The organism is Pseudomonas sp. GW823-FHT02C05 (assembly GCF_058797595.1).
The window spans coordinates 724,300-747,298 of record NZ_JBXAJU010000004.1 but is presented as its reverse complement, the minus strand read 5'-3'; the positions used below and the strand labels follow the sequence as shown (position 1 = coordinate 747,298).

The 22,999-nt window shown below is 63.7% G+C and carries 27 protein-coding genes; 12 read left to right on the top strand and 15 right to left on the bottom strand.

Annotation, left to right across the window (positions count from 1 at the left end; all coding sequences use genetic code 11):
• Positions 1 to 107: 107 nt before the first annotated feature.
• The gene (locus tag AC1RGE_RS24900; RefSeq protein WP_041774019.1) at positions 108 to 758 is read left to right on the top strand and encodes a hypothetical protein; all 651 of its coding nucleotides are present in this window, start codon (positions 108 to 110) and stop codon (positions 756 to 758) included.
• 83 nt (positions 759 to 841) lie between these two features.
• On the opposite strand, the gene AC1RGE_RS24895 is transcribed toward AC1RGE_RS24900, so the two are convergent.
• The 3 genes from AC1RGE_RS24895 to AC1RGE_RS24885 form a co-directional block, all read right to left on the bottom strand.
• Positions 842 to 2,377: a SulP family inorganic anion transporter gene (locus tag AC1RGE_RS24895; RefSeq protein ID WP_011058447.1), complete on the bottom strand. Its 1,536-nt coding sequence runs from the start codon at positions 2,375 to 2,377 to the stop codon at positions 842 to 844.
• Between the two features lie 91 nt (positions 2,378 to 2,468).
• On the bottom strand, positions 2,469 to 3,203 hold the full coding sequence (locus tag AC1RGE_RS24890; protein WP_011058446.1) for a carbonic anhydrase: 735 nt from the start codon (positions 3,201 to 3,203) through the stop codon (positions 2,469 to 2,471).
• 243 nt (positions 3,204 to 3,446) lie between these two features.
• Complete coding sequence (locus AC1RGE_RS24885) at positions 3,447 to 4,505, bottom strand: PA0069 family radical SAM protein (protein ID WP_011058445.1); 1,059 nt, start codon at positions 4,503 to 4,505, stop codon at positions 3,447 to 3,449.
• Positions 4,506 to 4,704: 199 nt separating this feature from the next.
• Here AC1RGE_RS24885 and AC1RGE_RS24880 point away from each other — a divergent pair, with 199 nt between their 5' ends.
• Entirely contained in the window at positions 4,705 to 5,061 is a 357-nt protein-coding gene (locus AC1RGE_RS24880; RefSeq protein ID WP_015633639.1) for a hypothetical protein, read from the top strand.
• Between the two features lie 45 nt (positions 5,062 to 5,106).
• Here AC1RGE_RS24880 and AC1RGE_RS24875 read toward each other — a convergent pair whose 3' ends face one another.
• The 3 genes from AC1RGE_RS24875 to AC1RGE_RS24865 are packed head-to-tail and all read right to left on the bottom strand — an operon-like array spanning position 5,107 to position 8,966.
• Positions 5,107 to 6,411: a cytochrome c gene (locus tag AC1RGE_RS24875; protein WP_015633638.1), complete on the bottom strand. Its 1,305-nt coding sequence runs from the start codon at positions 6,409 to 6,411 to the stop codon at positions 5,107 to 5,109.
• Between the two features lie 12 nt (positions 6,412 to 6,423).
• On the bottom strand, positions 6,424 to 8,208 hold the full coding sequence (locus AC1RGE_RS24870) for a GMC family oxidoreductase (protein WP_019095987.1): 1,785 nt from the start codon (positions 8,206 to 8,208) through the stop codon (positions 6,424 to 6,426).
• 2 nt (positions 8,209 to 8,210) lie between these two features.
• Positions 8,211 to 8,966: a gluconate 2-dehydrogenase subunit 3 family protein gene (locus tag AC1RGE_RS24865; protein WP_019095606.1), complete on the bottom strand. Its 756-nt coding sequence runs from the start codon at positions 8,964 to 8,966 to the stop codon at positions 8,211 to 8,213.
• Positions 8,967 to 9,258: 292 nt separating this feature from the next.
• Here AC1RGE_RS24865 and AC1RGE_RS24860 point away from each other — a divergent pair, with 292 nt between their 5' ends.
• Positions 9,259 to 9,918: a phosphatase domain-containing protein gene (locus tag AC1RGE_RS24860; protein ID WP_019095605.1), complete on the top strand. Its 660-nt coding sequence runs from the start codon at positions 9,259 to 9,261 to the stop codon at positions 9,916 to 9,918.
• A gap of 119 nt (positions 9,919 to 10,037) precedes the next feature.
• Here the strand turns inward: AC1RGE_RS24860 and AC1RGE_RS24855 are convergent, their stop codons facing one another.
• Positions 10,038 to 10,316: a YheV family putative zinc ribbon protein gene (locus AC1RGE_RS24855; RefSeq protein ID WP_011058440.1), complete on the bottom strand. Its 279-nt coding sequence runs from the start codon at positions 10,314 to 10,316 to the stop codon at positions 10,038 to 10,040.
• Positions 10,313 to 12,391 carry an oligopeptidase A gene (gene prlC, locus AC1RGE_RS24850; protein WP_019095604.1) on the bottom strand — a complete coding sequence of 693 codons (2,079 nt, stop codon included), beginning with the start codon at positions 12,389 to 12,391 and terminating at the stop codon, positions 10,313 to 10,315. Before prlC ends, AC1RGE_RS24855 begins: the two co-directional genes overlap by 4 nt.
• A gap of 75 nt (positions 12,392 to 12,466) precedes the next feature.
• Between prlC and AC1RGE_RS24845 the strand changes: the two genes are divergently transcribed.
• Both AC1RGE_RS24845 and AC1RGE_RS24840 read left to right on the top strand, forming a co-directional pair.
• The gene (locus AC1RGE_RS24845) at positions 12,467 to 13,012 is read left to right on the top strand and encodes a gamma carbonic anhydrase family protein (RefSeq protein ID WP_019095603.1); all 546 of its coding nucleotides are present in this window, start codon (positions 12,467 to 12,469) and stop codon (positions 13,010 to 13,012) included.
• A 27-nt stretch (positions 13,013 to 13,039) separates the two neighbouring features.
• The gene (locus AC1RGE_RS24840) at positions 13,040 to 13,690 is read left to right on the top strand and encodes an HAD family hydrolase (protein ID WP_011058437.1); all 651 of its coding nucleotides are present in this window, start codon (positions 13,040 to 13,042) and stop codon (positions 13,688 to 13,690) included.
• Positions 13,691 to 13,718: 28 nt separating this feature from the next.
• Here the strand turns inward: AC1RGE_RS24840 and AC1RGE_RS24835 are convergent, their stop codons facing one another.
• Positions 13,719 to 14,828 (bottom strand): aminopeptidase, encoded by a 1,110-nt coding sequence (locus tag AC1RGE_RS24835; RefSeq protein WP_492585188.1) that lies wholly within the window; start codon positions 14,826 to 14,828, stop codon positions 13,719 to 13,721.
• Between the two features lie 59 nt (positions 14,829 to 14,887).
• Between AC1RGE_RS24835 and AC1RGE_RS24830 the strand changes: the two genes are divergently transcribed.
• The gene (locus AC1RGE_RS24830; RefSeq protein ID WP_011058435.1) at positions 14,888 to 15,301 is read left to right on the top strand and encodes a PA0061/PA0062 family lipoprotein; all 414 of its coding nucleotides are present in this window, start codon (positions 14,888 to 14,890) and stop codon (positions 15,299 to 15,301) included.
• A gap of 42 nt (positions 15,302 to 15,343) precedes the next feature.
• A complete protein-coding gene (locus tag AC1RGE_RS24825) occupies positions 15,344 to 15,763 on the top strand; it encodes a PA0061/PA0062 family lipoprotein (protein WP_492585186.1) in 420 nt (139 codons plus the stop codon).
• A gap of 6 nt (positions 15,764 to 15,769) precedes the next feature.
• Here AC1RGE_RS24825 and AC1RGE_RS24820 read toward each other — a convergent pair whose 3' ends face one another.
• Together AC1RGE_RS24820 and AC1RGE_RS24815 are read right to left on the bottom strand one after the other, a co-directional pair.
• Positions 15,770 to 16,003, bottom strand: coding sequence for a DUF1161 domain-containing protein (locus AC1RGE_RS24820; RefSeq protein ID WP_011058433.1), 234 nt, complete (start codon positions 16,001 to 16,003; stop codon positions 15,770 to 15,772).
• 156 nt (positions 16,004 to 16,159) lie between these two features.
• The gene (locus tag AC1RGE_RS24815) at positions 16,160 to 16,591 is read right to left on the bottom strand and encodes an OsmC family protein (protein ID WP_011058432.1); all 432 of its coding nucleotides are present in this window, start codon (positions 16,589 to 16,591) and stop codon (positions 16,160 to 16,162) included.
• Positions 16,592 to 16,831: 240 nt separating this feature from the next.
• On the opposite strand from AC1RGE_RS24815, the gene AC1RGE_RS24810 reads away from it, so the two are divergent.
• Positions 16,832 to 17,833: an LLM class flavin-dependent oxidoreductase gene (locus AC1RGE_RS24810; protein WP_492585184.1), complete on the top strand. Its 1,002-nt coding sequence runs from the start codon at positions 16,832 to 16,834 to the stop codon at positions 17,831 to 17,833.
• A gap of 60 nt (positions 17,834 to 17,893) precedes the next feature.
• On the opposite strand, the gene AC1RGE_RS24805 is transcribed toward AC1RGE_RS24810, so the two are convergent.
• Both AC1RGE_RS24805 and AC1RGE_RS24800 read right to left on the bottom strand, forming a co-directional pair.
• A complete protein-coding gene (locus AC1RGE_RS24805) occupies positions 17,894 to 18,118 on the bottom strand; it encodes a DUF1161 domain-containing protein (protein ID WP_011058430.1) in 225 nt (74 codons plus the stop codon).
• Positions 18,119 to 18,252: 134 nt separating this feature from the next.
• Positions 18,253 to 18,468 carry a dodecin gene (locus AC1RGE_RS24800; protein ID WP_011058429.1) on the bottom strand — a complete coding sequence of 72 codons (216 nt, stop codon included), beginning with the start codon at positions 18,466 to 18,468 and terminating at the stop codon, positions 18,253 to 18,255.
• Positions 18,469 to 18,626: 158 nt separating this feature from the next.
• Between AC1RGE_RS24800 and AC1RGE_RS24795 the strand changes: the two genes are divergently transcribed.
• A complete protein-coding gene (locus AC1RGE_RS24795; RefSeq protein WP_011058428.1) occupies positions 18,627 to 18,953 on the top strand; it encodes an ElaB/YgaM/YqjD family protein in 327 nt (108 codons plus the stop codon).
• On the opposite strand, the gene AC1RGE_RS24790 is transcribed toward AC1RGE_RS24795, so the two are convergent.
• Positions 18,950 to 19,843, bottom strand: coding sequence for a LysR family transcriptional regulator (locus AC1RGE_RS24790; RefSeq protein WP_011058427.1), 894 nt, complete (start codon positions 19,841 to 19,843; stop codon positions 18,950 to 18,952). The genes AC1RGE_RS24795 and AC1RGE_RS24790 overlap by 4 nt on opposite strands.
• A gap of 147 nt (positions 19,844 to 19,990) precedes the next feature.
• Here AC1RGE_RS24790 and trpB point away from each other — a divergent pair, with 147 nt between their 5' ends.
• The 3 genes from trpB to AC1RGE_RS24775 all read left to right on the top strand — a co-directional run bounded on the left by trpB (position 19,991) and on the right by AC1RGE_RS24775 (position 22,588).
• Positions 19,991 to 21,211 (top strand): tryptophan synthase subunit beta, encoded by a 1,221-nt coding sequence (gene trpB, locus AC1RGE_RS24785; RefSeq protein ID WP_011058426.1) that lies wholly within the window; start codon positions 19,991 to 19,993, stop codon positions 21,209 to 21,211.
• A complete protein-coding gene (gene trpA, locus AC1RGE_RS24780; protein WP_047290185.1) occupies positions 21,211 to 22,023 on the top strand; it encodes a tryptophan synthase subunit alpha in 813 nt (270 codons plus the stop codon). Before trpB ends, trpA begins: the two co-directional genes overlap by 1 nt.
• 121 nt (positions 22,024 to 22,144) lie before the next feature.
• On the top strand, positions 22,145 to 22,588 hold the full coding sequence (locus AC1RGE_RS24775) for an anti-virulence regulator CigR family protein (RefSeq protein WP_065364968.1): 444 nt from the start codon (positions 22,145 to 22,147) through the stop codon (positions 22,586 to 22,588).
• Positions 22,589 to 22,643: 55 nt separating this feature from the next.
• On the opposite strand, the gene AC1RGE_RS24770 is transcribed toward AC1RGE_RS24775, so the two are convergent.
• Positions 22,644 to 22,970, bottom strand: coding sequence for a DOPA 4,5-dioxygenase family protein (locus AC1RGE_RS24770; protein WP_011058423.1), 327 nt, complete (start codon positions 22,968 to 22,970; stop codon positions 22,644 to 22,646).
• Positions 22,971 to 22,999: the final 29 nt, after the last annotated feature.

The following is a 22,999-nucleotide window of genomic DNA, read 5'->3' as shown; positions in this document are numbered from 1 at the left end:
GTGGTGACTAAGCATGAAATAATTATGACAAATGCGTCTTAAGCGCTTTTGTAAGCAGGCTAACTTATGTTCTCCCTATTCAATTGCCCTTGTTCCCTGGAGTTTTCATGAACACCGCCGCATTGCGCGAGCAGATCAAACTGGCCCAGCAGCACGAAACCAGTACCGGCCTCCTGACCCGTCAGTTGGAGAGCCAATTGCCTCACCTGCACCCCGCCATCCAGCTGCCCGAAGTCGACGCCAAGGGCGTCATGACCCGTTTTGTCAGCGCCTATATCGACCAGGTTCCAGACCTTCTGGACGCCGCCAACTCTGTAGCCCGGGAAGCCGGCATCGAGTCGCAGATCAAGCCGGTGCTGAAGATCGCCGAGCAATTCTTCCTCCAGCCGCCGGCCATCATGGATGGCCACGTCGGCCTCGACGGCCTGCTGGATGAAGCCTATCTGGCCCACCGTCTGGTGGAAGAGGTCAACGACCTGTACATCAAGCATTTCGGCCGTCCGCTGATCCCCCTGGACATGACTGTCGCCAACCTCATCGCCCACCAACTGATCGGCGAAACCTTCGCCAACCAGCTGGACGAAGCGGTGCACCACGCCGTCGACGCCATGCTCGACGAAGAAAGCTTCGCCCTGGAGTCGGTGGAAGCCTACCGCGAGAAACTCAGCAGCCCGGACACCGAGGCAGCCTGGAAACGCTGGCCTTGCCTGTCACGCCAACTGGGCGTGGAACTGGAACTCGACCAGCCAGCCGCCTGACCCACTCCTCGCCAGCAAGGCTCGCAGCGAGCCTTGTGGCGAAGGGCCTGGCTCGCCCAAGCCCCTCTCGCCCACCCGGCGATTCAACCTCTCGCCGCAGCCGCCCCCACGCCGCTGGTGGTGGTCAACCGGCCCTCCAGGCGCCGCTTCAAGCCCCGCGTTTCGATCACCAGCCGCGAGCCCTTGGCACTGTTGGCCCGATTCCAGTCTTCCAGCAACTCCAGGCACGCATGGTCGATATAACTGAGGTTGCTGAGGGGCACATGCACAGTGGTGGCCGGGGGAATCGTCGCCAGCACCCGAGTCAGGGCCGGCACCTTGAGAAAGGTCGCAGCGCCGACCAGACGCAACTCCATCTCGCCTTCCTCTGCCAGGTCGATCAGGCTGATCTTCAAGCGCGACGCCTTGAACGCCAGCTTGGCCAGGGTCAGGGCAAAGCCGATCAGTACCCCGGTCAGCAGATCGCTGAAGACAATCGCCAGGGCCGTCACCGCGTAAGTCAGCATCGGCATGCGCCCGTAGCGCCCCAGGCCGCGAAAGACCTTGAGGTCCACCAGCTTGAAGCCGGTGTAGACCAGCACCCCCGCCAGGCTCGCCACCGGAATGCTCTGCAGCACGCTGGACAGCACCAGCACGAAACCCAGCAGCCACAGGCCATGGAAAATCGTCGAATAACGGGTCTGGGCCCCGGCCTGGACATTGGCCGAGCTGCGCACGATGACACCGGTCATGGGCAGGGCACCCAACAGACCGCAGAGCATGTTGCCCACGCCCTGGGCCGACAGTTCACGGTCGAAGTCCGAGCGCTGGCCGCTGTGCATGCGATCCACTGCGGCGGCGGACAGCAGGGTTTCGGCACTGGCGATAAAGGCCACGGCGAAGGCGGCGATCAGCAGGTTGGGGTCCGCCAGGTTGAGCAGGTCGGCGGGGCGCAGCCAGTCGATGGCCTCGGCCAGGTTGGCCGGCACCTCGACGCGCTTCACCGGCAGCGCCAGCAGCAGGCTGGCCAGGGTCGCCAGCCCGACACCGAGCAGGGCACCGGGGATGAACCGCAGCGCCTGGGGCCGCCACTTGTCCCAGCCCCACATCACCGCGATGGTCGCCAACCCCAGCAAGCCAGCCTGCCACCCCAGGCTCGGCAAGGCCTGCGCCAGAGCCTGGGGAAAGCCCACAAGGTTATCCAGGCCCGAGGCCTGGGGCGCGGCATCGAGCATCACATGCACCTGGGACAGCACGATCAGCACGCCGATGCCCGCCAGCATGCCGTAGACCACCGCTGGCGCCGTGACCCGGAACCAGCAACCCAGGCGCAGGCGCCCGGCCAGCAATTGCAGCAGCCCGGCCAGCAGCAGGATCGGCCCGAGCATGGCCACCCCATGCTGGCGCACCAGCTCGAACACCAGCACCGCCAGCCCGGCCGCCGGCCCGCTGACCTGCAAGGGCGAGCCCGCCAGCCAGCCCACCACCAGGCCACCGATGATCCCGGTGATCAGGCCCTTGGCCGGCGGCAGGCCCGAGGCAATGGCGATCCCCATGCACAGGGGCAGGGCCACCAGAAACACCACCACCGAAGCCAGCAGCTCCCGTGGCAGGACACTTTTCAACTGTGCTGCACGCATGACAGTTCTCCCGACTTTTCTTCAGGCGTGGCAAAGCCGGGCCGCCAGATGGCAGCCCTGGCTACAACCACTCAGGGGGATTGAGGTGGGATCAGAAACGCGCTTTAGGCGTCGCTACCGGGATCGGGTGGCTGCCATCCAGAGGCAGGAAACAACCCTTGTCGGCGTCGTAGGCCTTGATCGAGCTGGTCTCGATGTCATAGACCCAGCCATGGATGAACAACTGGCCGTTGGCCATGCGCGAGGCCACGGAAGGATGGGTGCGCAGGTGCTGCAGTTGAGCAATGACGTTCTCTTCGGTCAGCACATGCATGCTGGAGGATTCGTCGGCGCAATCGCAGTTCTCGTGGACCATGGTCCGCGCCACTTCGGCGTGGCGCAGCCAGGCCTTGACCGTGGGCATTTTCTCCAGGCTCTGCGGGTTGAGTACCGCGCGCATGGCGCCGCAATCCGAGTGCCCGCAGACGATGATGTGATGCACCCCCAGGGCCAGCACCGCGTACTCGATCGCCGTGGAAACACCACCGTTCATCTGCCCGTAGGGCGGTACCACGTTGCCCACGTTGCGGGTCACGAACAGATCGCCCGGGGAGCTTTGGGTGATCAGCTCGGGAACGATGCGCGAGTCGGCGCAGGCAATGAACATCGCCCGCGGCCGCTGAGCGGTGGCGAGTTTCTTGAACAGCTCTTCCTGCTGCGGGAAGACTTCATGATGAAAATGCAAAAAGCCGTCAACGATGTGCTGCAGCGCTGCATCGGCGGTCTCGGCGACTTCTGTGGGTGCCGGAGCCGACGCAGCCAACGGCTGTTTATCCTTGTCACTCATGATTCATCCTCTCTGTCGGATTTGGTGAATTTTCCAGAAATATCCGGCACGACGCCAGCCATCGATAAAAAAACCACCGACCCGCTGGCGGCGACCCATAGGTCACTCGATGAACAAGGTAGCCATGAATACTTAACTCAAACTGAACGGAAGGCTCTAGAACGCCACTATGAGCGATGGCAAAAGGCGACCAGAGTACCTCGGGAACGCTGCGCCCACTACTCAACGATAGGCCAATGCCGCTCACAACAACGACATCTGCCCGCCCGGCGGACAGAAGGCTGAACAGTCGAGATCGAAACCCTCGCGACGGTTGAGCCCCAGACGCTTGAGCGCCTTGGCAAAACGCTGGGCCAGCAGATCGGCGAAGGGCCCTTCACCGCGCATGCGGGCGCCAAAACGGCTGTCGTAGAGCTCACCGCCACGGCTCTGGCGGATCAGGCTGAGCACATGGGCCGCCCTTTGCGGGTAATGCGCCGCCAGCCACTCCTCGAACAGCGGCGCCACTTCCAGGGGCAGGCGCAGCATCATGTAGGCCGCGCTCTGCGCCCCCGCGGCATGGGCCTCGCTGAGCAGGCTTTCCAGCTCGCTGTCGTTGATCATCGGAATCATCGGCGAACACAGCACGCCCACCGGGATGCCCGCCCCGCGCATCACCCGGATGGCCCGCAAGCGCGCCTTGGGCGCCGCCGCCCGGGGCTCGAGAATGCGCTTCAACTCATCGTCCAAAGTGGTCAGGCTGATCATCACCGCCACCAGGCGCTGGCGCGCCAGCTCGCTCAGCAGGTCCAGGTCCCGGAGGATCAACGAGCCCTTGGTGACGATGGTCACCGGGTGTCGATAGCGCAGCAGCACCTCCAGGGTGCGCCGGGTCAGCTGCTGTTCGCGCTCGATGGGCTGGTAGGGATCGGTATTGGACCCCAGGTTGATCGGTGCGCAGCGATAGCCGGGCTTGGACAGTTGCTGCTCCAGCAAGGCCGCGGTGTTGCTCTTGGCGATCAGCTTGGTTTCGAAATCCAGCCCCGGGGACAGGTCCCAATAGGCGTGGCTGGGCCGCGCGTAGCAATAGATGCAACCGTGCTCGCAACCGCGATAGGGGTTGATGGAGCGGTCGAAGGGCAGGTCCGGCGAACTGTTGCGGGTGATGATCGACTTGGCCGTTTCAAAGCGCACCTCGGTGCCCTGGGTCAACGGCACTTCCTGGTACCAGCCATCATCCTCGGCCACCGAACGATTGGGCGCAAAACGGTTGTGCGGATTGCTCGCGGTACCGCGACCACGGGGAGGCAGGGGGTTGAACATGGAAGTACTCCATAACTGTATGTACATACAGTAATGGAGCCGGATTTACCTGACCAGCACCGTCGGACCGAAACCCACCCCTGCCAGCGGACGTTCCCCAGTGCGACACAAGGCGTACCGCATCCTTGGCCGACAAGCCGGCTACTGCGGGCGTGTGGCGTTAGGGTATAAGGCAGGCTCAAAGAACAGGAGCACAAGCATGCCCAGGACACCCGGCACGCTGGAAAAGATTTTCTACGCCGCAGAGGCCTACCTCCCCAGCTACGAACAAGGTGCCGACCTGATCATTGTCAGGGCCCCCGACGGGCAGTTGTGGGGAGTGGCCTGCGAATTCGAGCTGTGCACCCAGGACATCGAAAAGGCCACTGTGAGCGGCCAGCAACCTTTCGATGAAGCGGACCCGAAGTTCGCCGAGGTGCGCTGGAGCCCCTGCCACGACGGCATCGGCCTGCTCCCCGCAAGCTGGCAAGACCTGATGACCGCCGGGCTGGCGGACTGCATTGCCGGCTATCAACTGGAAAGCCGCCTGGGCATCCAGCGCTTCACCCAGGGCTGAACGGCCATCCCGGGCCGGCGCCCGCAGCGAGCGCCGGCCTTGGGGTTAGTGGCTGGTGACCTGCCCCAGGTCGTCGTTGGAGGTGCTCTGCAAGTCGCCGTTGCGCAGCGCCGCCACATCCCCGGGCTTCACCGCCGAGGCCTGGTTGCCCCAGCTGCTGCGGATGAAGTTGACCACATCGGCCACCTCCTGATCCGACAGGCGCCAGGCGAAGGCCGGCATGGTGAAGGTCGAAGGCGCGCTGTGGGTCGCTGGCAAGGTGCCGCCCTTGAGCACGATATGGATCAGCGAGGTGGCATCCGCCGATTGCAGCACGGGGTTGCCCGCCAGCGCCGGGAACACCCGGGTGTAGCCGTGGCCGTCGGTGCGGTGGCAGGCCGCGCAGTTGTCGATGTACACCGCCGCGCCCGGCTTGCTGTCGTCACCGTTCCACAGGGCCTGGGCCACTTGCTTGTCGTACTGGTGCGGCTGGTCCTTGGGGTCATTGGCCGGCAGGGACTTGAGATAGCGGGCAATCGCCGTCAGGTCTGCGTCGGTCATGTACTGCATGCTGTGGACCACCACATCGCTCATGCCGCCGAACACCGCGCTGCGATCACTGCGACCGGTCTTGAGGAACTGCACCAGTTGCTCTTCGCTCCAGCTGCCCAGGCCATCCTTGTGATCGCCACGCAGGCTTTTGGCGATCCAGCCCTCCAGCGGCGCGCTGCCAGACAGGAAGTCGCTGCCATCGCTGGCGCTCAGGGCCTTCTCCTGCATGGTCAGGGCCCGTGGCGTGTGGCAGGCGCCGCAGTGGCCCAGGCCTTCCACCAGGTAGGCACCGCGGCTGATCACCGGATCGCTGCCAGCCGCAGGTGCCGGGGTCTCCACGCTCGGGGCGAACATCCAGCGCCAGATGGACAACGGCCAGCGCATGCTCAGGGGCCAGGGAATGTCACTGTCCTGGTTGTCCCGGGCCACCGGTGCCACGCCCTTCATGAAGTAGGCATACAGCGCCTGCATGTCGGCGTCGCTGACTCGGGCGTAGGAAGGAAACGGCATGGCCGGGTACAGGGTGCTGCCGCCCTTGGCCACACCATGGCGCACGGCTTTGTCGAAGTCCTCGAAGCTGTAGTCGCCGATGCCGGTCTTGTCCGGGGTGATGTTGGTGGAATAGATCACGCCGATGGGGGTCTCCATCGGCAGCCCGCCGGCGAACGGCTTGCCGTCCTTGGCGGTATGGCAGGCCACGCAGTCACCGGCGCGGGCCAGGTATTCGCCCTGTTGCACCAGGGCTTGCTGATCCGCTTCGGCAGCATTGGCGGCTGCGCTGCCCAGCAGCGCCAGGGTGGCGATAACGAGTGCTTTCATGGTCATCGCTCCTTATGCCTGAACCAGCGGGCCGGGGTTTTTCAGGTACTGCTCGCGGATCGCCCGGGCCGACCAGTAGGTCAACGCCGCCACCAGGCCGGTAGGGTTGTAGCCCAGGCCTTGAGGGAAGGCCGAAGCCCCGGGCACGAAGACGTTGTGCACGTCCCAGCTTTGCAGGTAGCGGTTCAGGGCGCTGGTCCTAGGGTCGGTGCCCATGATCGCGCCGCCGTTCAAGTGGGTGGTCTGGTAGGACGCAGTGTTGAAGTGCTCACCGACCTTCTTGCCCAGCAAGGCAATGGCCTTGGGGTTCATCGCCTCGGCGATCTTGCCCATTTTCTCCACCATGAAGCGGTTCATCTTGATGTCGTTTTCCTGCCAGTCGAAGGTCATCCGCAGCAGGGGCAAGCCGTAGGCATCGCGGTACACCGGGTCCAGATCCAGGTAGTTGCCACGGTAGGACTGATGCGCTCCGTGGGCGTCCATGGAGACCTGATGGGTGTAGTAGTCGGCGGTGGCTTTCTTCCAGGCACTGCCCCAGGCCGGGGTACCCGGCGGGTTGGAGGTGCCGGCGATGGGCCGGCTGCCGGCCTGGTTGACCCACATCGGCGAGCCGCCGACAAAGCCGTGGGGGCCGTGGTCGAAGTTGTCGGCGTTGAAGTCGTCCACCGCCACGCCGTTGCCGCCGGCGCCGATGAAGTTGTTGGTGTGCACGTCCTTGTCGAAGTAGGCCTTGATGGTGGCCATGTTCTGGTAGGCGAAATTCTTGCCCACCACGCCTTCGCCGGTGATCGGGTCGTAGGGCTTGCCGATGCCCGACAGCAACATCAGGCGCACGTTGTGGAACTGGAAGGCGCCGAGGATCACCAGGTCCGCCGGCTGCTCGATCTCGCGGCCCTGGCCATCGACGTAGGTGACGCCGGTGGCGCGGGTCTTGCTGCTGTCGAGGTTGACCCTGAGCACGTGGGAGTTGGGCCGCAGCTCGAAGTTCGGCAGCGGCTTGAGGGCCGGCAGGATGTTCACGTTGGGCGAGGCCTTGGAGTACATGTAGCAGACGTAGCCGCTGCAGAAGCCGCAAAAGTTGCACGGCCCCATCTGTGCGCCATAGGGGTTGGTGTAAGGCCCCGAGGTATTGGCCGACGGCAGGTTGTAGGGCTTGTAGCCCACCTCATTGGCCGCTTTCTGAAACAGCTGTGCGGAATAGGTGTTCTTCTGCGATTCCAGCGGGAAGTGGTCCGAGCGATCCGGCGCATAAGGGTTGCCGCCCTTGCCGTCGCCCACCAGTTGGCCCTTCACGGTCCAGGCCTGGCCCGAGGTGCCGAAGACCTTTTCCGCGTAGTCGAAGAACGGCTCCAGCTCTTCATAGCTGACGCCGAAGTCCTGGATGGTCATGTCCTTGGGGATGAAGTTCTTACCGTAGCGTTCTTCGTAGTGGCTGCGCATGCGCAGCTCGATGGGGTCGACCCGAAAGTGCACGCCGGACCAGTGCAGGCCGGCGCCGCCCACGCCATTGCCCGGCAGGAAGGCCCCCAGTTGCCGGTTGGGCAGGGCCACGTCGTTGACGCTGTGGCGGATGGTCACCGTCTCTTTGGAAATGTCCTGGAAGAGTTTCTTGCGCACGCTGTAGGTGAGTTCGTCGATCACCTGGGGATAGTTGCCATCCGGGTAGGTGTCCTGCATCGGCCCGCGTTCCAGCGCCAGCACATTGAGCCCGGCCTCGGTCAGTTCCTTGGCCATGATCGCGCCGGTCCAGCCGAAACCGACGATCACTGCGTCGACCTTCTTCATCACTGTTGCCATGCTCAAGCCCTCTCGCCGCGAATCGATACAGCCGGGAAGGGGTATTGCTCGTTGCGTTCCACCCAATCCATGAAATCGGCGCGAGCGCCGGGAAAGCCGATCAGGGTCCAGCCCACCAGGCCTTTATTGCCACCGTGGATCGGATCGCTGAAGAAGCCTTCCTTGGTGTTCTGCAACAGCAGATTGAAGAAAAGCTTGGCCGGGACCGCGTCGAACTGCGGGGTTCCGGCCTCCAGTTGCTTGAGCAAGTCGTCTCGGGTAGCGCTGTCTTGCACGGCAAATGTTTGCCCCTTGAGCTCTTTGCACCACGCATCCGTGGCGGCAATGCCCAGGCGATAGATGTCCTTGGGCACCAGTTTGCTCTGCCAGCCCATCTCCGGTGCGGCGTCGGCCTTGAACGGGCCTTGCATGTACCACAGGGCGCCAGCGGCGTAGGGGGTATTCATCTGCCGGTCGATGTATTCCGGCACGCCGGCTTCCAGGGCTCCCGGGCCCATTTCGTCGGCCGGGATCAGGCGTTCCACCGCGGCCTTGATGAAGGCCCACTCCTCGGCGGTGAAATAGCCCGGCTCATAGCCCTGGCCGCTGCCGGCGGGCTGCTTGCCCGGCGTGGCTGGTGTGGCAGCGGCGGCCGTTTCAGGTGCAGCCGCCAGCAGGGAGCCGCCCAGGCCGGTGCTGGCGACGGTGACCACAGGGATCAAGGTCAGGGATTTACGCAAGAACTCACGCCGCGGGTTGTCTCGATCTTGATCAGACATGGGTGCACCTCATCAGGCATTGATGGATTGGTCAGCCGCGTCATGGCGCGACTTTGTGTTTTGGCAACGCAAAAGGCCGGGAAGACCCGGTTTTATGAACACATCAGCAAACTTTAGTTACAAATGGTAGCAGGCTAAGCATCCAGATGAATCGTTTCAGGCGGAAAAAAGATCAGAAACCGTCGGAAAAAGCGGATCAGCTTCACGATTCTTTGACAGGGGGCTCACGGGGCTTTGACCCCGGCAAATCGATACTGCGCGGCATTGAATCCCCTCATCGGTGATCCCGCGCATGTCGAGCATTCGTTTCATCCCGGCCCTTTGCCTGTCGTTGCTGGCGCTGTTGGCCGGGCCACAGGTACAAGCCGCAGAGGCCCCCTCCAGCCGCCCGGACCAATGGGCGCAGCCAGTGGAAAAGCAGTACAACCTGTACCAGATGTCCCCGACCCTGTATCGCAGCGCCCTGCCGGACAAAGGCGCGGTGCCGCTGCTGCAGCAGCTCAAGGTGGCAACGGTGATCAACTTCCTGCCGGAATCCGACGCCAGCTGGCTGTCGGCACCGGGCATCAACCAGGTGCAGTTGCCTTATCGCACCAACCATGTGGACGACGCCGATGTGCTCAAGGCCCTGCGCGCGATCCAGAGCGCCGAAGCCCAGGGCCCGGTGCTGATGCACTGCAAGCATGGTTCGGACCGCACCGGCCTGATGTCGGCCATGTACCGGGTGGTGATCCAGGGTTGGAGCAAAGAAGAAGCGCTGAATGAAATGACCCAGGGTGGGTACGGCGACAGTTCCCACTTCAAGGATGGCATTCGCTACATGATGCAGGCCGATGTCGACAAACTGCGCACCGCCCTGGCCAATGGCGATTGCAGCACCAGCGTATTCGCCACCTGTTCGGTGAAGAGCTGGTTCGAGACGGTGAGCGCGACCAAGCCGCTGAGCAACTGAGCGCCACACACTGTGTAGGAGCGAGCCTGCTTGCGAAAACCCAGGGATCGAAAGAAGGGGGGCGAATCGCTTCGCCGGCAAGCCGGCTCCTACGGGGGAGCCGGCTTTTTACTGCGGGGTCAGTCAGTCTTTTTCTTCAACTTGGGGTTGGGGAAAAACTGCACCGATTGCACCTTGATGTCCGCCACCTTGGGCGTCGCGCTGTTGACCCGGGTCCCGAGTTCCTTGGGCACCGACAGCCCCTGTTCGTTGAGGGTGTCGGAGTAGCCACAGGCCACACACTCGCGATGAGGCACATCGTCCTCACTCCACATCATCAGCTTGTCCTGCTCACTGCACGCCGGGCATACCGCCCCGGCGATAAAGCGTTTCTTGGTCTTCACGGGTGCGTCACTCATGCTGCCGCGTCCTCGCTGAGGCCGCTGTGGCGCAAGAGTGCGTCAATCGACGGCGCCCGTCCGCGGAAATCGACGAACAGCACCATAGGCTCCTGGGAGCCGCCACGGGCCAGGATCGCCTCGCGGAACGCACGCCCGGTGGCCGAATTGAGCACACCCTCTTCCTCGAACCTGGAGAAGGCGTCGGCCGACAGCACTTCCGCCCACTTGTAGCTGTAGTACCCCGCGGCGTAACCGCCGGCGAAGATGTGCGCGAAGCTGTTGGGGAAGCGGTTGTAGGCCGGCGGGCGCATCACCGAGACTTCGTCGCGCACGGTTTCCAACACTTGCAGCACGCTGCGGCCGTCGCCGTGGGTGGCGTGCAGTTCGAAGTCGAACAGGGAAAATTCCAGCTGGCGCACCATCATCAGCCCGGACTGGAAGTTCTTCGCCGCCAGCATCTTCTGCAGCAGGTCCTGGGGCAGCGGTTCGCCGCTTTCATAGTGGCCGGAGATCAGTGCCAGGCCTTCCGGCTCCCAGCACCAGTTCTCCATGAACTGGCTCGGCAGCTCGACGGCGTCCCAGGCCACGCCGTTGATCCCGGACACTCCGGCGTGCTCGACCCGGGTCAGCAGGTGGTGCAGGCCGTGGCCGAATTCGTGGAACAGGGTGGTGACTTCATCGTGGGTCAGCAAGGCCGGCTTGCCGCTGACCGCCGGAGTGAAGTTGCACACCAGGTTGGCTACCGGGCTTTGCAATACCCCGTCCAGCGTGCGACGGCGATCGCGGGCACCGTCCATCCAGGCACCGCCGCGCTTGTTGGCGCGGGCATAGAGGTCGAAGAAGAAGCGGCCGACGTGCTGGCCGTTTTCCTTGATCTCGAACAGGCGCACGTCCGGGTGCCAGGTATCGAAACCTTTCTGCTCGGCGATCTCGATGCCGTACAGGCGCTGGACAATGGCGAACAGCCCGCTCAGCACCTTGTCGATGGGGAAATAGGCGCGCAGGGCTTCCTGGGAAACGCTGTAGCGCTGCTCACGCAGCTTCTCGCCGTAGAAACCGCTGTCCCAGCTTTGCAGGTCGGGGCAACCCTGTTCGGCGGCGTAGGCCTTGAGCTGCTCCAGGTCCTGGGCGGCAAACGGCTTGCTGCGCTTGGCCAGGTCCCGCAGGAAACTCAGCACCTGGTCGCTGGACTCGGCCATCTTGGTGGCCAGGCTCAACTCGGAGAAGCTGGCGAAACCCAGGAGCTTGGCCAACTCCTGACGCAGGTCGAGGATTTCTTCCATCACCGGACCGTTGTCGTTCTGACCGGCGTTAGGGCCCTGGTCCGACGCGCGGGTGCTGTAGGCGGCATAGACTTCTTCGCGCAGGGCACGGTCCTGGGCGTAGGTCATCACTGCGTAGTAGCTGGGGAATTCCAGGGTGATCAGCCAGCCTTCCAGATCCTTGGCCTGGGCGGCGGCAGCCATTTGCGCCTTGGCCGAGTCGGTCAGGCCGGCCAGGGCGGCTTCGTCGGTGATGTGCTTGGTCCAGGCCTGGGTGGCATCCAGCAGCTGGTTGGAGAACCGGCTGCCCAACTCGGAAAGCTTGCTCTGCACCTCGGCATAACGCTTTTGCTGCTCGGGCGGCAGGTCGATGCCCGACAGGCGGAAGTCCCGCAGGGAGTGTTCGAGGATAGTCTTCTGCGCCACGTCGAAACCGGCGGCTTCCGGGCTCTTGGCCAGGGCGTCGAAGGCCTGGAACAGCTCGCGGTTCTGGCCCATTTCCGTGGAATAGGCGCTCAGGGCCGGCAGGCAGGCCTCGTAGGCTTCACGCAGTTCGGCGCTGTTGCACACTGCGTTGAGGTGGCTGACCGGGCTCCAGGCAGCGCCCAGGCGATCATTGAGCTCGTCCATGGCCAGCACCAGGCCAGCCCAGGTCGGCTGGGTGGCTTGGGTCTTGAGGATGTCAGCGATGGCGGCGCGGTTGTCAGCCAGGATCTGTTCGATGGCCGGTTGCACATGCTCGGCGCGGATCGCCGAGAACGGCGGCAGGTCGTAGGGCTGCAGAAGAGGGTTGTTCACACTCACGGTGGGCACCTTGGCTGGAAGAAACATTGAGCCATCTTAATTACAATCGACGCCCACCGCAGCTATAGCCCCCATTAATAAATCTCAGAGAGGCATTCGCACTTGGCCATTCGCAGCTACCAGAACCACACCCCGAACCTGGGCGAGCGGGCCTTTGTCGACCACTCGGCGGTGGTCATCGGCGACGTGGAAATCGGCGCCGACAGCTCGGTCTGGCCGCTGACCGTGATCCGCGGCGACATGCACCGCATCCGCATCGGCGCGCGCACCAGCGTGCAGGACGCCAGCGTGCTGCACATCACCCACGCCGGCCCGTTCAACCCCGACGGCTTCCCGCTGCTGATCGGCGACGACGTGACCATCGCCCACAAGGTCATGCTCCACGGTTGCAGCATCGGCAGCCGGGTGCTGATCGGCATGGGCAGCATTGTCATGGATGGCGCGGTGGTGGAGGACGATGTGATAGTCGGCGCCGGCAGCCTGGTGCCGCCGGGCAAGCGCCTGGAAAGCGGCTTCCTGTATGTCGGCAGCCCGGTGAGGCAGGCGCGCCCGCTGACCGACAAGGAGCGCGCCTTCTTCACCTACAGCGCCGCCAACTACGTGAAGCTCAAGGACCTGCACCTGGCCGAAGGCTACGACCGGCCCTGACCCCCCTTGCACAGCCCAGGAATCCCCATGCATTACCAAACCGTACTGTTCGACCTCGACGGCACCCTCACCGACCCTCGCGAGGGCATCACCCGTTCGATCCAGTTCGCCCTGGGCAAACTGGGCATCGACGAGCCGGACCTGAGCAAACTGGAACACTTCATCGGCCCGCCGCTGTTGCAGGCCTTCATGCAGTTCTACGGCTTCGACGAGGCCCGGGCCTGGGAAGCGGTGAACTTCTATCGCGAACGCTTCAAGGTCACCGGCCTGTATGAAAACCGCGTCTTCGATGGCGTCACGCCGCTGCTGGAAACCCTCGGCGGGCAAGGGCGGCAACTGTACATCGCGACCTCCAAGCCCTGGGTCTTCGCCCGGGAGATCGCCCGTCACTTCGACTTCGCCAAGCACTTCAAGGTGATCTACGGCAGCGAACTGGACGGCACCCGCACCGACAAGGTGGAGCTGATCGCCCATCTGCTGGAGCAGGAGCAACTCGACCCTGCCAGCACATTGATGATCGGCGACCGCAAGCACGACCTGATCGGCGCCAGGCGCAACGGGCTGGACGCGGCGGCGGTGGGGTATGGCTTTGGCAGCCATGAGGAATTGACTGCCGAAGCCCCGGCCTATCACTTCCAGACCCTGGGCGAGCTGCACCAGGCGTTTTTGCCGCGTTAGGGCAGAGGCTTCGCCGGCAAGCCGGATGCTACAGGCCCGAAGCAGGAGCCGGCGCCAGGGCGACGGTGTCCTGCAACCGGATCAGGGCCGCCTTGCGCTCCTCGGCCGGCAAACGTCCCAGCGTCTCCACGGCGGCGAAGAATGCCGGCCAGTCCCCCTTCACCTGCCTGAACAAGGCGGCAAACGCCGGCACCCATTGGTCATACAGGCCGAAGGGCAGCAGCCGGGCGTTGTTCAGCGGGGCGTTGATCCAGGCGTCATAGCGCTTGGAACCGGCCCACTGGCTGTCGCGCAACTGCCGATACTCGCTGCGCATGCGCTCGAACTCCGCGGCCTTGCGCTGGCGCATCTGCTCGGCGGGCAAGGGCAGGGCATACAGCTGCTCCAGGCGCTTGCGGGTATCGAGCACCAGCTGGGTGAACTGGTCACGCTGGCGCAACTCGCCGTCGCTCAATGGCACCAGCCCGCGATAGGCGCGCCACTGGCGGGTGCCTTCCTGCTCGACGAAGGTGGCGTAGGACTCGTTGAACTCGGTGTCGTCCTTCACATAGAAGCGCTGGTGCGCCAGCTCGTGGAAGATCAGGGTCGCCAGGCGCTCGTCGCCCCAGTGCATCATCGAACTGATGATCGGGTCGTCGAACCAGCCCAGGGTGGAATAGGCCTCGACCCCGCCGATCGCCACGTCCATGCCCTTCAACTGCTGCAACGCCGCCTCGCCCCGGGCCGCGCCCTGGCTGTAATAGCCGCGGTAAGCCACGCAACCGGCAATGGGAAAGCAGTGGGTTTGCGGGTTCAGGGAAAACTCCGGGGTGGCGAACACGTTCCACACCACATAGGGCCGCCCGATGTCGACGTACAGCCGATAGCTGCGGTTGTCCGGCAGGTGCAGGTGCTCGCTGGCAAAGCGGCGTGCCTGCTGCGACTGGGCCAGATGGGCACGCAGGCTCGCATCGCGGCTCGGGTCGGCGACGACTTGCGCCACCGGCACACGGGCTCGCAGCAGCTGCAATTGGCCACTGGCCAGCTGGCTGTAATAACCGACGCTGCTGCAACCGTTGAGCAGCAAAAGCATCAGTGCCGGAAACAAAAACCGTAAAAGAGGATCAAGTAACCCATGGCTTGAACACGGCCTAGTCAAATCGAATCATCCACAGAGAGTCTGTCCGCAAGACTATCTCGCCAGCCTGGAGTTTCGCCATGCGCGTGTTGCTGTTGACCACCGGCCTGCTGACCCTCGGCGGTTGCGCCGGCCTGCCCGACCCCGACCCGGCCCAGGCCTGGGTCGACCTGGCTCCGCCCCGGGACACCCACCTGCAGGCATTGGAGGTGGACGCCAAGAACATCGATGATCCGCGCTATTTCCAGGTCCAGCCCGGCAGCCATGAACTGACCCTGCGCTACCAGTTCGCCGTGCAACCGAGCAACATCGGGCCAGACGCCGAGCCGCTGTGGCGCGATTGCCAGCTGAACGTGAAATTCAAGGATTTCGGTGCCGGCCAGCGCTACCAGGTACAGGCCGGGAACATCGGTTTCCACCCCTGGGCCAGGCTCTACGACGAGCAGCACACCCTGCTCGACAAAGCCCGGCCGGCAGGCTGCCAGCGCAGTTGAACGGCGCTATGCTGAGGGCCTCTCGCTCACTCGGCCCCAGTCATGCGTCCATTTCTACTGTTTCTCGCCCTTGGCACCCTCAGCGCCTGCACCACGCCCCTGCCGGGCGTCGATCCGCAACAGGCCTGGATCGACCTGGCCACCCCGACGCCCGGGGGCAAGCTGGTCATGACCGAACGCCTGGACAACCAGCGCCTGGACGACGGGCGCTTCTTCCAGGTCAGCCCCGGCAGCCACGAATTGATGGTGCGCTTCGATTTCGAAGTGTTCGCCGGCGGCATGGGCATGAACAACGATCCCCAGGAGCGCCTGTGCTACCTGAGCCTGCGCTACGACCATTTCCAGGCCGGCCAGCGCTATCGCCTGGAGGCGCGCAACCTGGGGTTCACCCCCAGCGCCCGGCTGTACAACGCCCAGCGCGAAATAGTCGCCGAGGAGCGCATGATCAACTGCGTGCCCTGAGTCGGGTCAGCGATCGTTCTTCTGATAGATGATCTTCCTGGTGCCGTTTTCACAGCTGCCGACCACCATGTTGTTGTCGTGGACCTCGTCGTTGGTGACGATTTCCAGGGTGTAGGAAGGTACGCCCTGGGCCTGGATCTTGGCTTCGATCTCGGCCTTGAGTTCCTCGCAGGGCTTGGGCGCGGCCAGGGCCGATGTGGCCAGCGCACAACTAACAACCGCCAAGGCAAAACGTTTCATGATCTAAAGCTCCCTTGCTGCGGTGCACACGGGGGTGCGCTGAAGCCGCAGTCGCGTATTCGACCACAGGTGCTTGTCCGCCGCACAGGCGCATTCGCTGGCATGCCCGCTCCTACGGACCGGTGCAGGAGCCGGCTTGCCGGCCAAGCAGTTGCCTCAACTCAGCAGCGTCGCATCCAGGCTGATCTTGGCGTTGAGCACCTTGGACACCGGGCACCCTTCCTTGGCCTTCTTGCTCAGCTCATCGAACTGCTGCTGGCTGGCACCGGGGATCTTCGCCTTGAGGATCAGGTGCACCGCGGTAATGGCAAAGCCGCCATCGACCTGGTCCAGGGTCACTTCTGCCTGGGTGTCGATGCTGTCCGCCTTGAGCCCGGCCTCGCCAAGGATCATGGAAAAGGCCATGGAGAAACAGCCCGCGTGGGCCGCGCCAATCAGTTCCTCCGGGTTGGTCCCCTTGCCGCCTTCGAAACGCGCCTTGAAACCGTAGGGCGCCTCACGCAACACGCCGGTTTCGGTCGAGATCGAGCCAATGCCGGTTTTCAGGTCACCTTCCCAGTGCGCCGAGGCTTTCTTTTTGATGCTCATCGCTTTCTCCTCAAGAACCGGTGCGAAAGTTCGCACCCTGATGTTTTTTGTTGCCTAAGGGTTCTGAGGATAGATCCGATGGCAAAGTTCAGCCGTTGTCGCCGATGCCCGTTTACCCGACAAATTCACTCAGGCTATTGAAACTCGGGTATATGCCCACATTGCATAGATCTGACTTACAGACTTCGGCAGGTTTTGGCTCATGACAAAAGCCTGCGCACCCCAAGGAGAAGCAGGCTTATGAAACCGCTGTCCGCTGTTAAATACTCGACCCTCGACCTGGTGCCCGTGCGTGAAAACGGCAGCCCGGGGCAGTCCCTGCGCAACTCCCTGGACTTGGCGCAGCATGTGGAGAAGCTCGGTTACACGCGCTTCTGGGTCGCCGAGCACCACAACATGGACGGTATCGCCAGTTCCGCTACCTCGGTGCTGATCGGCTACCTGGCGGGCGGTACTTCGACCATTCGTGTCGGTTCCGGCGGTATCATGCTGCCCAACCACGCGCCCCTGGTGATCGCCGAACAGTTCGGCACCCTGGAAAGCCTGTACCCGGGGCGCATCGACCTGGGACTGGGCCGCGCCCCGGGTTCCGACCAGATGACCGCCCGCGCCCTGCGCCGGGAACGTTCCGGCAGCGCCGACGATTTCCCTGAGGACGTGGCCGAACTGATGGCCTACCTGGGCCCGCGTACCCCCGAACAACGGGTGATCGCCATGCCGGGCACCGGCACCAACGTGCCGGTATGGCTACTGGGCTCCAGCCTGTTCAGTGCACAACTGGCCGGGGAACGGGGCTTGCCTTACGCCTTCGCCTCGCATTTCGCACCGCGCTACCTGCACGAGGCGATTCGCGTCTACCGCAACCACTTCAAGCCTTCGGCGGTGCTCGACAAGCCCTATGTGATGCTTGGCGTGCCGCTGGTGGCAGCCGACACCGATGAACAGGCCGATTACCTGGCGACTTCGGTGTACCAGCGCATCCTGGCGCTGATGCGTGGCCAGAGCCTGGTCCAGCGCAAACCGGTGCAAAGCATGGACGGCCTGTGGCTACCCCATGAGAAGGAAGCGGTCGCCAGCTTCCTCGGCCTGGCGATGGTCGGCAGCCCGGCGAAAATCCGCGCCAAGCTGCAGGTGCTGATCGAGCAGACCGGAGCCGATGAGCTGATCTTCACCTGCGATCTGTACGAACACGCCGATCGGCTGCACTCCTACGAGCTGCTGTCACAGGTAATGAAAGGCTGAAACGACAGGCATGAAAAAGCCGACGTTCTGCGTCGGCTTTTTTTTGACCATCCACAAGGCTCAACCGCGCTTGTAGACAATTTCCTTGGTACCGGCTTCGCAGGAGCCGACTACCTTGCCATCCGCCGCCGCGCCCTTGTCCACCACTTCCAGCGAGTAGTGCGTGGCGCCGTTGGCGTCGATCTTGGCGGCAATCTCGCTCTTGAGTTCTTCGCACGGCTTGCCAGCGGCAAGGGCTGTTCCCGCAAGACTCAACAAAGCAGCAGCTAATACTAGTTTTTTCATCGGTCACATTCCCTGGTCGGATCAAAAGAGGCGGCATTGACGCCTGCCTGACAGAGGCTCAAGACACTTGTAGCGCTTTGCCATTTCCTATGGCACTCGGCCAGCGCACAAGTTCCAGAGCCTAGCTCAAGCCTTCAACTATTGGCAATTCGGAAGCCCACCTTGAGCGTGACCTGAAAATGCGCCGCTTTGCCGTCCTTGATATGGCCCCGGGTTTCAGTCACTTCGAACCATTCCAGGTGCTTGATGCTCTTGTGCGCTTCCGCCAGCGCGTTGTTGATCGCATCTTCGATGCTGTTCGGCGACGAACCCACCAGTTCGACTTTCTTGTAAGTGTGATGATCAGTCATGGCGCTCTCCTTTTTAGCTGTGAATTACAGCCTAGCAGTGATTTTTCTTATTACTTGTGGCGCCTGCGCCCAAGGCTAAGTTCAGATTTTCTGCACTTTCCCAACACGCCGCAGTCGGAACCTACACAGCCCATTCACCACCCTGCAGGAGAGCCGACATGGCCAACACCTCGTTACGCAAAGCCTCACTGGAAAGTATGGAAGCCGAGATCTCCAGCCTGCTCAAATCGCTGGAAAGCCTGAAGGACGATGCGTCCGACGAGTCGCGCAAGACCCTCAAGGCGCTCAAGAGCAATGCCGAAAGCGCGCTGAAGCATTCGCGCAGCCTGCTCAGCGATGCCTATGAAGAAGTCAAAGTGAAAACCCGTGAAACCGGGATCGCGACCCGCGACTATGCCCAGGAACACCCCTGGACCACCGCCGGGGTTGCCGTGGGTGCCATCGGCCTGCTGGCCGCCTATCTGCTGTGCAAGCGCGGCGACTAAAGCTGCTGGCGCAGTTCGTTTTCCAGCCACTGCGCCAATTGCCGGGCGCGCCCATCAGCGGCGCGCTTGGGTAACCACAGCGCCAGTTGCCCCGGGGTGTCGGAAAAACCCCAGGGCGCAACCAGCCTGCCCGCCAGCAAGTCCTCGGCCACCAGCGGCTGCGGGGCAATTGCCACCCCCAGGCCCGCCACGGCCGCCTCCAGCAAATAATACAGATGCTCGAAACCCTGCCCGTACTTCAACGTTTCGGGATTCAGGTCGTTACGCCGTGCCCAACTGGGCCAGGCCTGGGGGCGGGAAGTGGTGTGCAGCAGGGCCTCGCTGGCCAGGACGCCAGCCGGCGCCTGCCGCAGGCGTGGATAACCGGCATAGCGCGGGCTGAGCACCGGGCCGATGCGTTCGCTGGCCAGTTCATAGACCTGCATGTCCGCCGGCCAGGGCGGTTCGGCAAAGACCAGCAAGGCATCCAGGCCCGGGCGCCGAGGGTCGAGGTCGCCTTCACCGGCCGAAAGGTGCAAGCGCAGGTCCGGCAGGTCGGCGTTCAGGCGCCCCAGGCGCGGGATCAGCCAGCGCGCCAGCAGGCTTCCGGAACAGCCCAGGACAAAGGGCGCATCGGCGCTGCCCTGGGTCAGCTCGGCGCAGACATCCCGCAGGCGCTCGAAGGCCTCGCTGCTGGCATCGCGCAGGCGAATGCCGGCATCTGTGAGTTTAAGGCCACGGCCCTCCTTGACGAAAAGGCTCAGCCCCAGGTGTTCTTCAAGCACCTTCAACTGCCGGCTGACCGCGCCGTGGGTGACATGCAGCTGTTCGGCCGCCTGGCTGACGCTATTGAGCCGGGCAGTGGCTTCGAAGGCCCGCAGGGCATTCAGGGGAGGCAGGTCGCGGCTCATTTTATCTGTGAGTTTTCCTGACAGGTTGCGGCGATCTTATCGGTTTTCAGCATCGGATGTCAGGGGTAGAGTGGGCTCCATTGTGTTTCTACGAAGCGGTCTTTCCACCAGGCCTTCTTTCTCCAAACTTCCCCCGGGAGCGCTGCAATGACCCAGTCCCAATTACGCAATGGCCCTGACGACAACGGCCTGTTCGGCGCATTCGGCGGCCGTTACGTGGCCGAAACCCTGATGCCGCTGATCCTCGACCTGGCCCGCGAATACGAAAAGGCCAAGGAAGATCCCGAATTCCTCAAGGAGCTGGCCTACTTCCAGCGCGATTACGTGGGCCGCCCCAGCCCGCTGTACTTCGCCGAACGCCTGACCGAGCACTGCGGCGGCGCCAAGATCTACCTCAAGCGTGAAGAGCTGAACCACACCGGCGCGCACAAGATCAACAACTGCATCGGCCAGATCCTGCTGGCGCGGCGCATGGGCAAGAAACGCATCATCGCCGAGACCGGCGCCGGCATGCATGGCGTGGCCACCGCCACTGTGGCCGCGCGTTTTGGCCTGGATTGCGTGATCTACATGGGCACCACCGACATCGAGCGCCAACAGGCCAACGTATTTCGCATGAAGCTGCTGGGCGCCGAAGTGATCCCGGTGGTGGCCGGCACCGGCACCCTGAAGGACGCGATGAACGAAGCCCTGCGTGACTGGGTGACCAACGTCGACAGCACCTTCTACCTGATCGGCACCGTCGCCGGCCCGCACCCGTACCCGGCCATGGTCCGCGACTTCCAGGCGGTCATCGGCAAGGAAACCCGCGAGCAGATGCAAGCCCAGGAAGGCCGCCTGCCGGACAGCCTGGTGGCGTGCATCGGTGGCGGTTCCAACGCCATGGGCCTGTTTCACCCGTTCCTTGACGACAAGAGCGTCGAGATCATCGGCGTCGAAGCCGCCGGCTACGGCATCGAGACCGGCAAGCACGCCGCCAGCCTCAACGGCGGCGTACCCGGCGTACTGCACGGCAACCGCACCTTCCTGCTGCAGGACGACGATGGCCAGATCATCGACGCCCACTCGATTTCCGCCGGCCTCGACTACCCCGGCATCGGCCCGGAACACGCCTGGTTGCACGATATCGGCCGCGTCGAATACACCTCGGTGACCGACGACGAAGCCCTGGCCGCGTTCCACCAGTGCTGCCGCCTGGAAGGCATCATCCCGGCCCTGGAAAGCGCCCATGCCCTGGCCGAAGTCTTCAAGCGCGCACCGAACCTGCCCAAGGATCACCTGATGGTGGTCAACCTCTCGGGCCGTGGCGACAAAGACATGCAGACCGTGATGCACCACATGCAACAGTCCCAGCAGGAGAAACACTGATGAGCCGCCTGCAAACCCGTTTTGCCGAGCTGAAGGAAGCAAACCGCGCCGCCCTGGTAACCTTCGTCACCGCCGGCGACCCGAACTACGACACCTCCCTGGCGATCCTCAAGGGCCTGCCCGCAGCGGGCGCCGACGTGATCGAACTGGGTATGCCCTTCACCGACCCGATGGCCGACGGCCCGGCGATCCAGCTGGCCAACATCCGTGCCCTGGGGGCCAAGCAAAACCTGGCGAAAACCCTGCAGATGGTTCGCGAGTTCCGCGAAGGCAACAGCGACACCCCGCTGGTGCTCATGGGCTACTTCAACCCGATTCACCACTACGGCGTGCCGCGCTTCATCGCCGACGCCAAGGCCGCCGGTGTCGATGGCCTGATCGTGGTGGACATGCCGCCGGAACATAACAGCGAACTGTGCGACCCGGCCCAGGCCGCCGGCATCGACTTCATCCGCCTGACCACACCGACCACCGACGACGCCCGCCTGCCCAAGGTGCTCAACGGCAGCTCCGGTTTCGTCTACTACGTTTCCGTGGCCGGGGTCACCGGTGCCGGTGCCGCCACCCTGGAACACGTGGAAGAAGCCGTGGCCCGCCTGCGTCGCCACACCGACCTGCCCATCAGCATCGGTTTCGGCATCCGTACTCCGGAGCAGGCAGCCGCCATCGCTCGCCTGGCCGACGGCGTGGTAGTGGGCTCGGCGCTGATCGACCACATCGCCAGCGCCGAGTCTGCCGAGCAAGCGGTGGATGGGGTGCTGAGCCTGTGTGCGGCGCTGTCCGAGGGCGTACGTAAGGCCCGCGTCAGCTGAGGGTAAAGTTCCTGATACAGAGGAATTAGCGCCTCGAGACACAGACTAAACAGCAAGACCCGGGGGTTCGCGACCAAGGTGGCGAACCCCTTTTTGCTGTGTGTGTTGCGAGGAATACCTGATGAAAATGCCCAAACGTCTGATTGCCGGTGCCGCGGTGCTGATGCTCAGCGCCAGCCCGTTGCTGCAGGTCATGGCCGACGAGCGCGGCGGCTATGATCGTGGCGGGCCACAACAGGGCCATTGGGACAACCGTGGCAACGAGCACCGTGGCCCGGGGGATGATCGCCGCGGCGGCCCGCCACGGGATTTCGGCCCGGTGCGCCAGACCATCCGCGACAACCACGGCTACTTCGTCCGGGGCGCGCCGCCGCCTCCCGGCATCCACCTGGTGCGCGGCCAGCCACTGCCGCGCGGCTACTACGGCGAACGCCTGGAGCCCCGGGCCCTGTCGCGCCTGCCGGTGTACCCGGGGTACGAATGGCGACGCATGGGGGGCGACATCGTGCTGATCGCCGTGGGCACCGGCATCGTCTACGAGATCCTCGACGGCGTGCTCTACTGACCTCACCCGACCGGCCGGCCCCTGCAGGAGCCGGCTTGCCGGCGGTCCGTCGCCCTCAGAACCCCCTCAGGTCCAGTGGCCGCATAGCCCCCATCCAGATCGCATGGTCGGTGTGGTCCAGCAGGTCATCACCGGTATCCGGATGCAGGAACACCACCAGCCCCTGGCGATTGAGGGCCAGCCACGGCACCACCTGGGCAAACACCTCGGGGCCGAACGCCAACTGGCAGCTCCAGTCCGGATGCGGCCCCACCGGCCGCTCGTGGACCCGGCCCATTTTCAGTTCGAACAGCTGCGCCGCCCGCTCGCACAAGGCCCGGGCCTGGTCGATGGTACTGGCGTCAAAGTAGACATGGGCGTGGTAGCCCTTGATCCGTTGCATGCAAACCCTCGCAATCAAGACGAACCCTC

Coding starts and splice junctions, on each gene's coding strand:
- AC1RGE_RS24810 (WP_492585184.1), top strand. CDS start 16,832: ATGAAACCGCTGTCCGCTGTTAAATACTCGACCCTCGACCTGGTGCCC.
- AC1RGE_RS24900 (WP_041774019.1), top strand. CDS start 108: ATGAACACCGCCGCATTGCGCGAGCAGATCAAACTGGCCCAGCAGCAC.
- AC1RGE_RS24770 (WP_011058423.1), bottom strand. CDS start 22,970: ATGCAACGGATCAAGGGCTACCACGCCCATGTCTACTTTGACGCCAGT.
- AC1RGE_RS24775 (WP_065364968.1), top strand. CDS start 22,145: ATGAAAATGCCCAAACGTCTGATTGCCGGTGCCGCGGTGCTGATGCTC.
- AC1RGE_RS24815 (WP_011058432.1), bottom strand. CDS start 16,591: ATGAGCATCAAAAAGAAAGCCTCGGCGCACTGGGAAGGTGACCTGAAA.
- trpA (WP_047290185.1), top strand. CDS start 21,211: ATGAGCCGCCTGCAAACCCGTTTTGCCGAGCTGAAGGAAGCAAACCGC.
- AC1RGE_RS24825 (WP_492585186.1), top strand. CDS start 15,344: ATGCGTCCATTTCTACTGTTTCTCGCCCTTGGCACCCTCAGCGCCTGC.
- AC1RGE_RS24895 (WP_011058447.1), bottom strand. CDS start 2,377: ATGCGTGCAGCACAGTTGAAAAGTGTCCTGCCACGGGAGCTGCTGGCT.
- AC1RGE_RS24875 (WP_015633638.1), bottom strand. CDS start 6,411: ATGAAAGCACTCGTTATCGCCACCCTGGCGCTGCTGGGCAGCGCAGCC.
- AC1RGE_RS24790 (WP_011058427.1), bottom strand. CDS start 19,843: ATGAGCCGCGACCTGCCTCCCCTGAATGCCCTGCGGGCCTTCGAAGCC.
- AC1RGE_RS24805 (WP_011058430.1), bottom strand. CDS start 18,118: ATGAAAAAACTAGTATTAGCTGCTGCTTTGTTGAGTCTTGCGGGAACA.
- trpB (WP_011058426.1), top strand. CDS start 19,991: ATGACCCAGTCCCAATTACGCAATGGCCCTGACGACAACGGCCTGTTC.
- AC1RGE_RS24855 (WP_011058440.1), bottom strand. CDS start 10,316: ATGAGTGACGCACCCGTGAAGACCAAGAAACGCTTTATCGCCGGGGCG.
- AC1RGE_RS24795 (WP_011058428.1), top strand. CDS start 18,627: ATGGCCAACACCTCGTTACGCAAAGCCTCACTGGAAAGTATGGAAGCC.
- AC1RGE_RS24890 (WP_011058446.1), bottom strand. CDS start 3,203: ATGAGTGACAAGGATAAACAGCCGTTGGCTGCGTCGGCTCCGGCACCC.
- AC1RGE_RS24870 (WP_019095987.1), bottom strand. CDS start 8,208: ATGGCAACAGTGATGAAGAAGGTCGACGCAGTGATCGTCGGTTTCGGC.
- AC1RGE_RS24885 (WP_011058445.1), bottom strand. CDS start 4,505: ATGTTCAACCCCCTGCCTCCCCGTGGTCGCGGTACCGCGAGCAATCCG.
- AC1RGE_RS24860 (WP_019095605.1), top strand. CDS start 9,259: ATGTCGAGCATTCGTTTCATCCCGGCCCTTTGCCTGTCGTTGCTGGCG.
- AC1RGE_RS24830 (WP_011058435.1), top strand. CDS start 14,888: ATGCGCGTGTTGCTGTTGACCACCGGCCTGCTGACCCTCGGCGGTTGC.
- prlC (WP_019095604.1), bottom strand. CDS start 12,391: ATGTTTCTTCCAGCCAAGGTGCCCACCGTGAGTGTGAACAACCCTCTT.
- AC1RGE_RS24880 (WP_015633639.1), top strand. CDS start 4,705: ATGCCCAGGACACCCGGCACGCTGGAAAAGATTTTCTACGCCGCAGAG.
- AC1RGE_RS24840 (WP_011058437.1), top strand. CDS start 13,040: ATGCATTACCAAACCGTACTGTTCGACCTCGACGGCACCCTCACCGAC.
- AC1RGE_RS24820 (WP_011058433.1), bottom strand. CDS start 16,003: ATGAAACGTTTTGCCTTGGCGGTTGTTAGTTGTGCGCTGGCCACATCG.
- AC1RGE_RS24865 (WP_019095606.1), bottom strand. CDS start 8,966: ATGTCTGATCAAGATCGAGACAACCCGCGGCGTGAGTTCTTGCGTAAA.
- AC1RGE_RS24800 (WP_011058429.1), bottom strand. CDS start 18,468: ATGACTGATCATCACACTTACAAGAAAGTCGAACTGGTGGGTTCGTCG.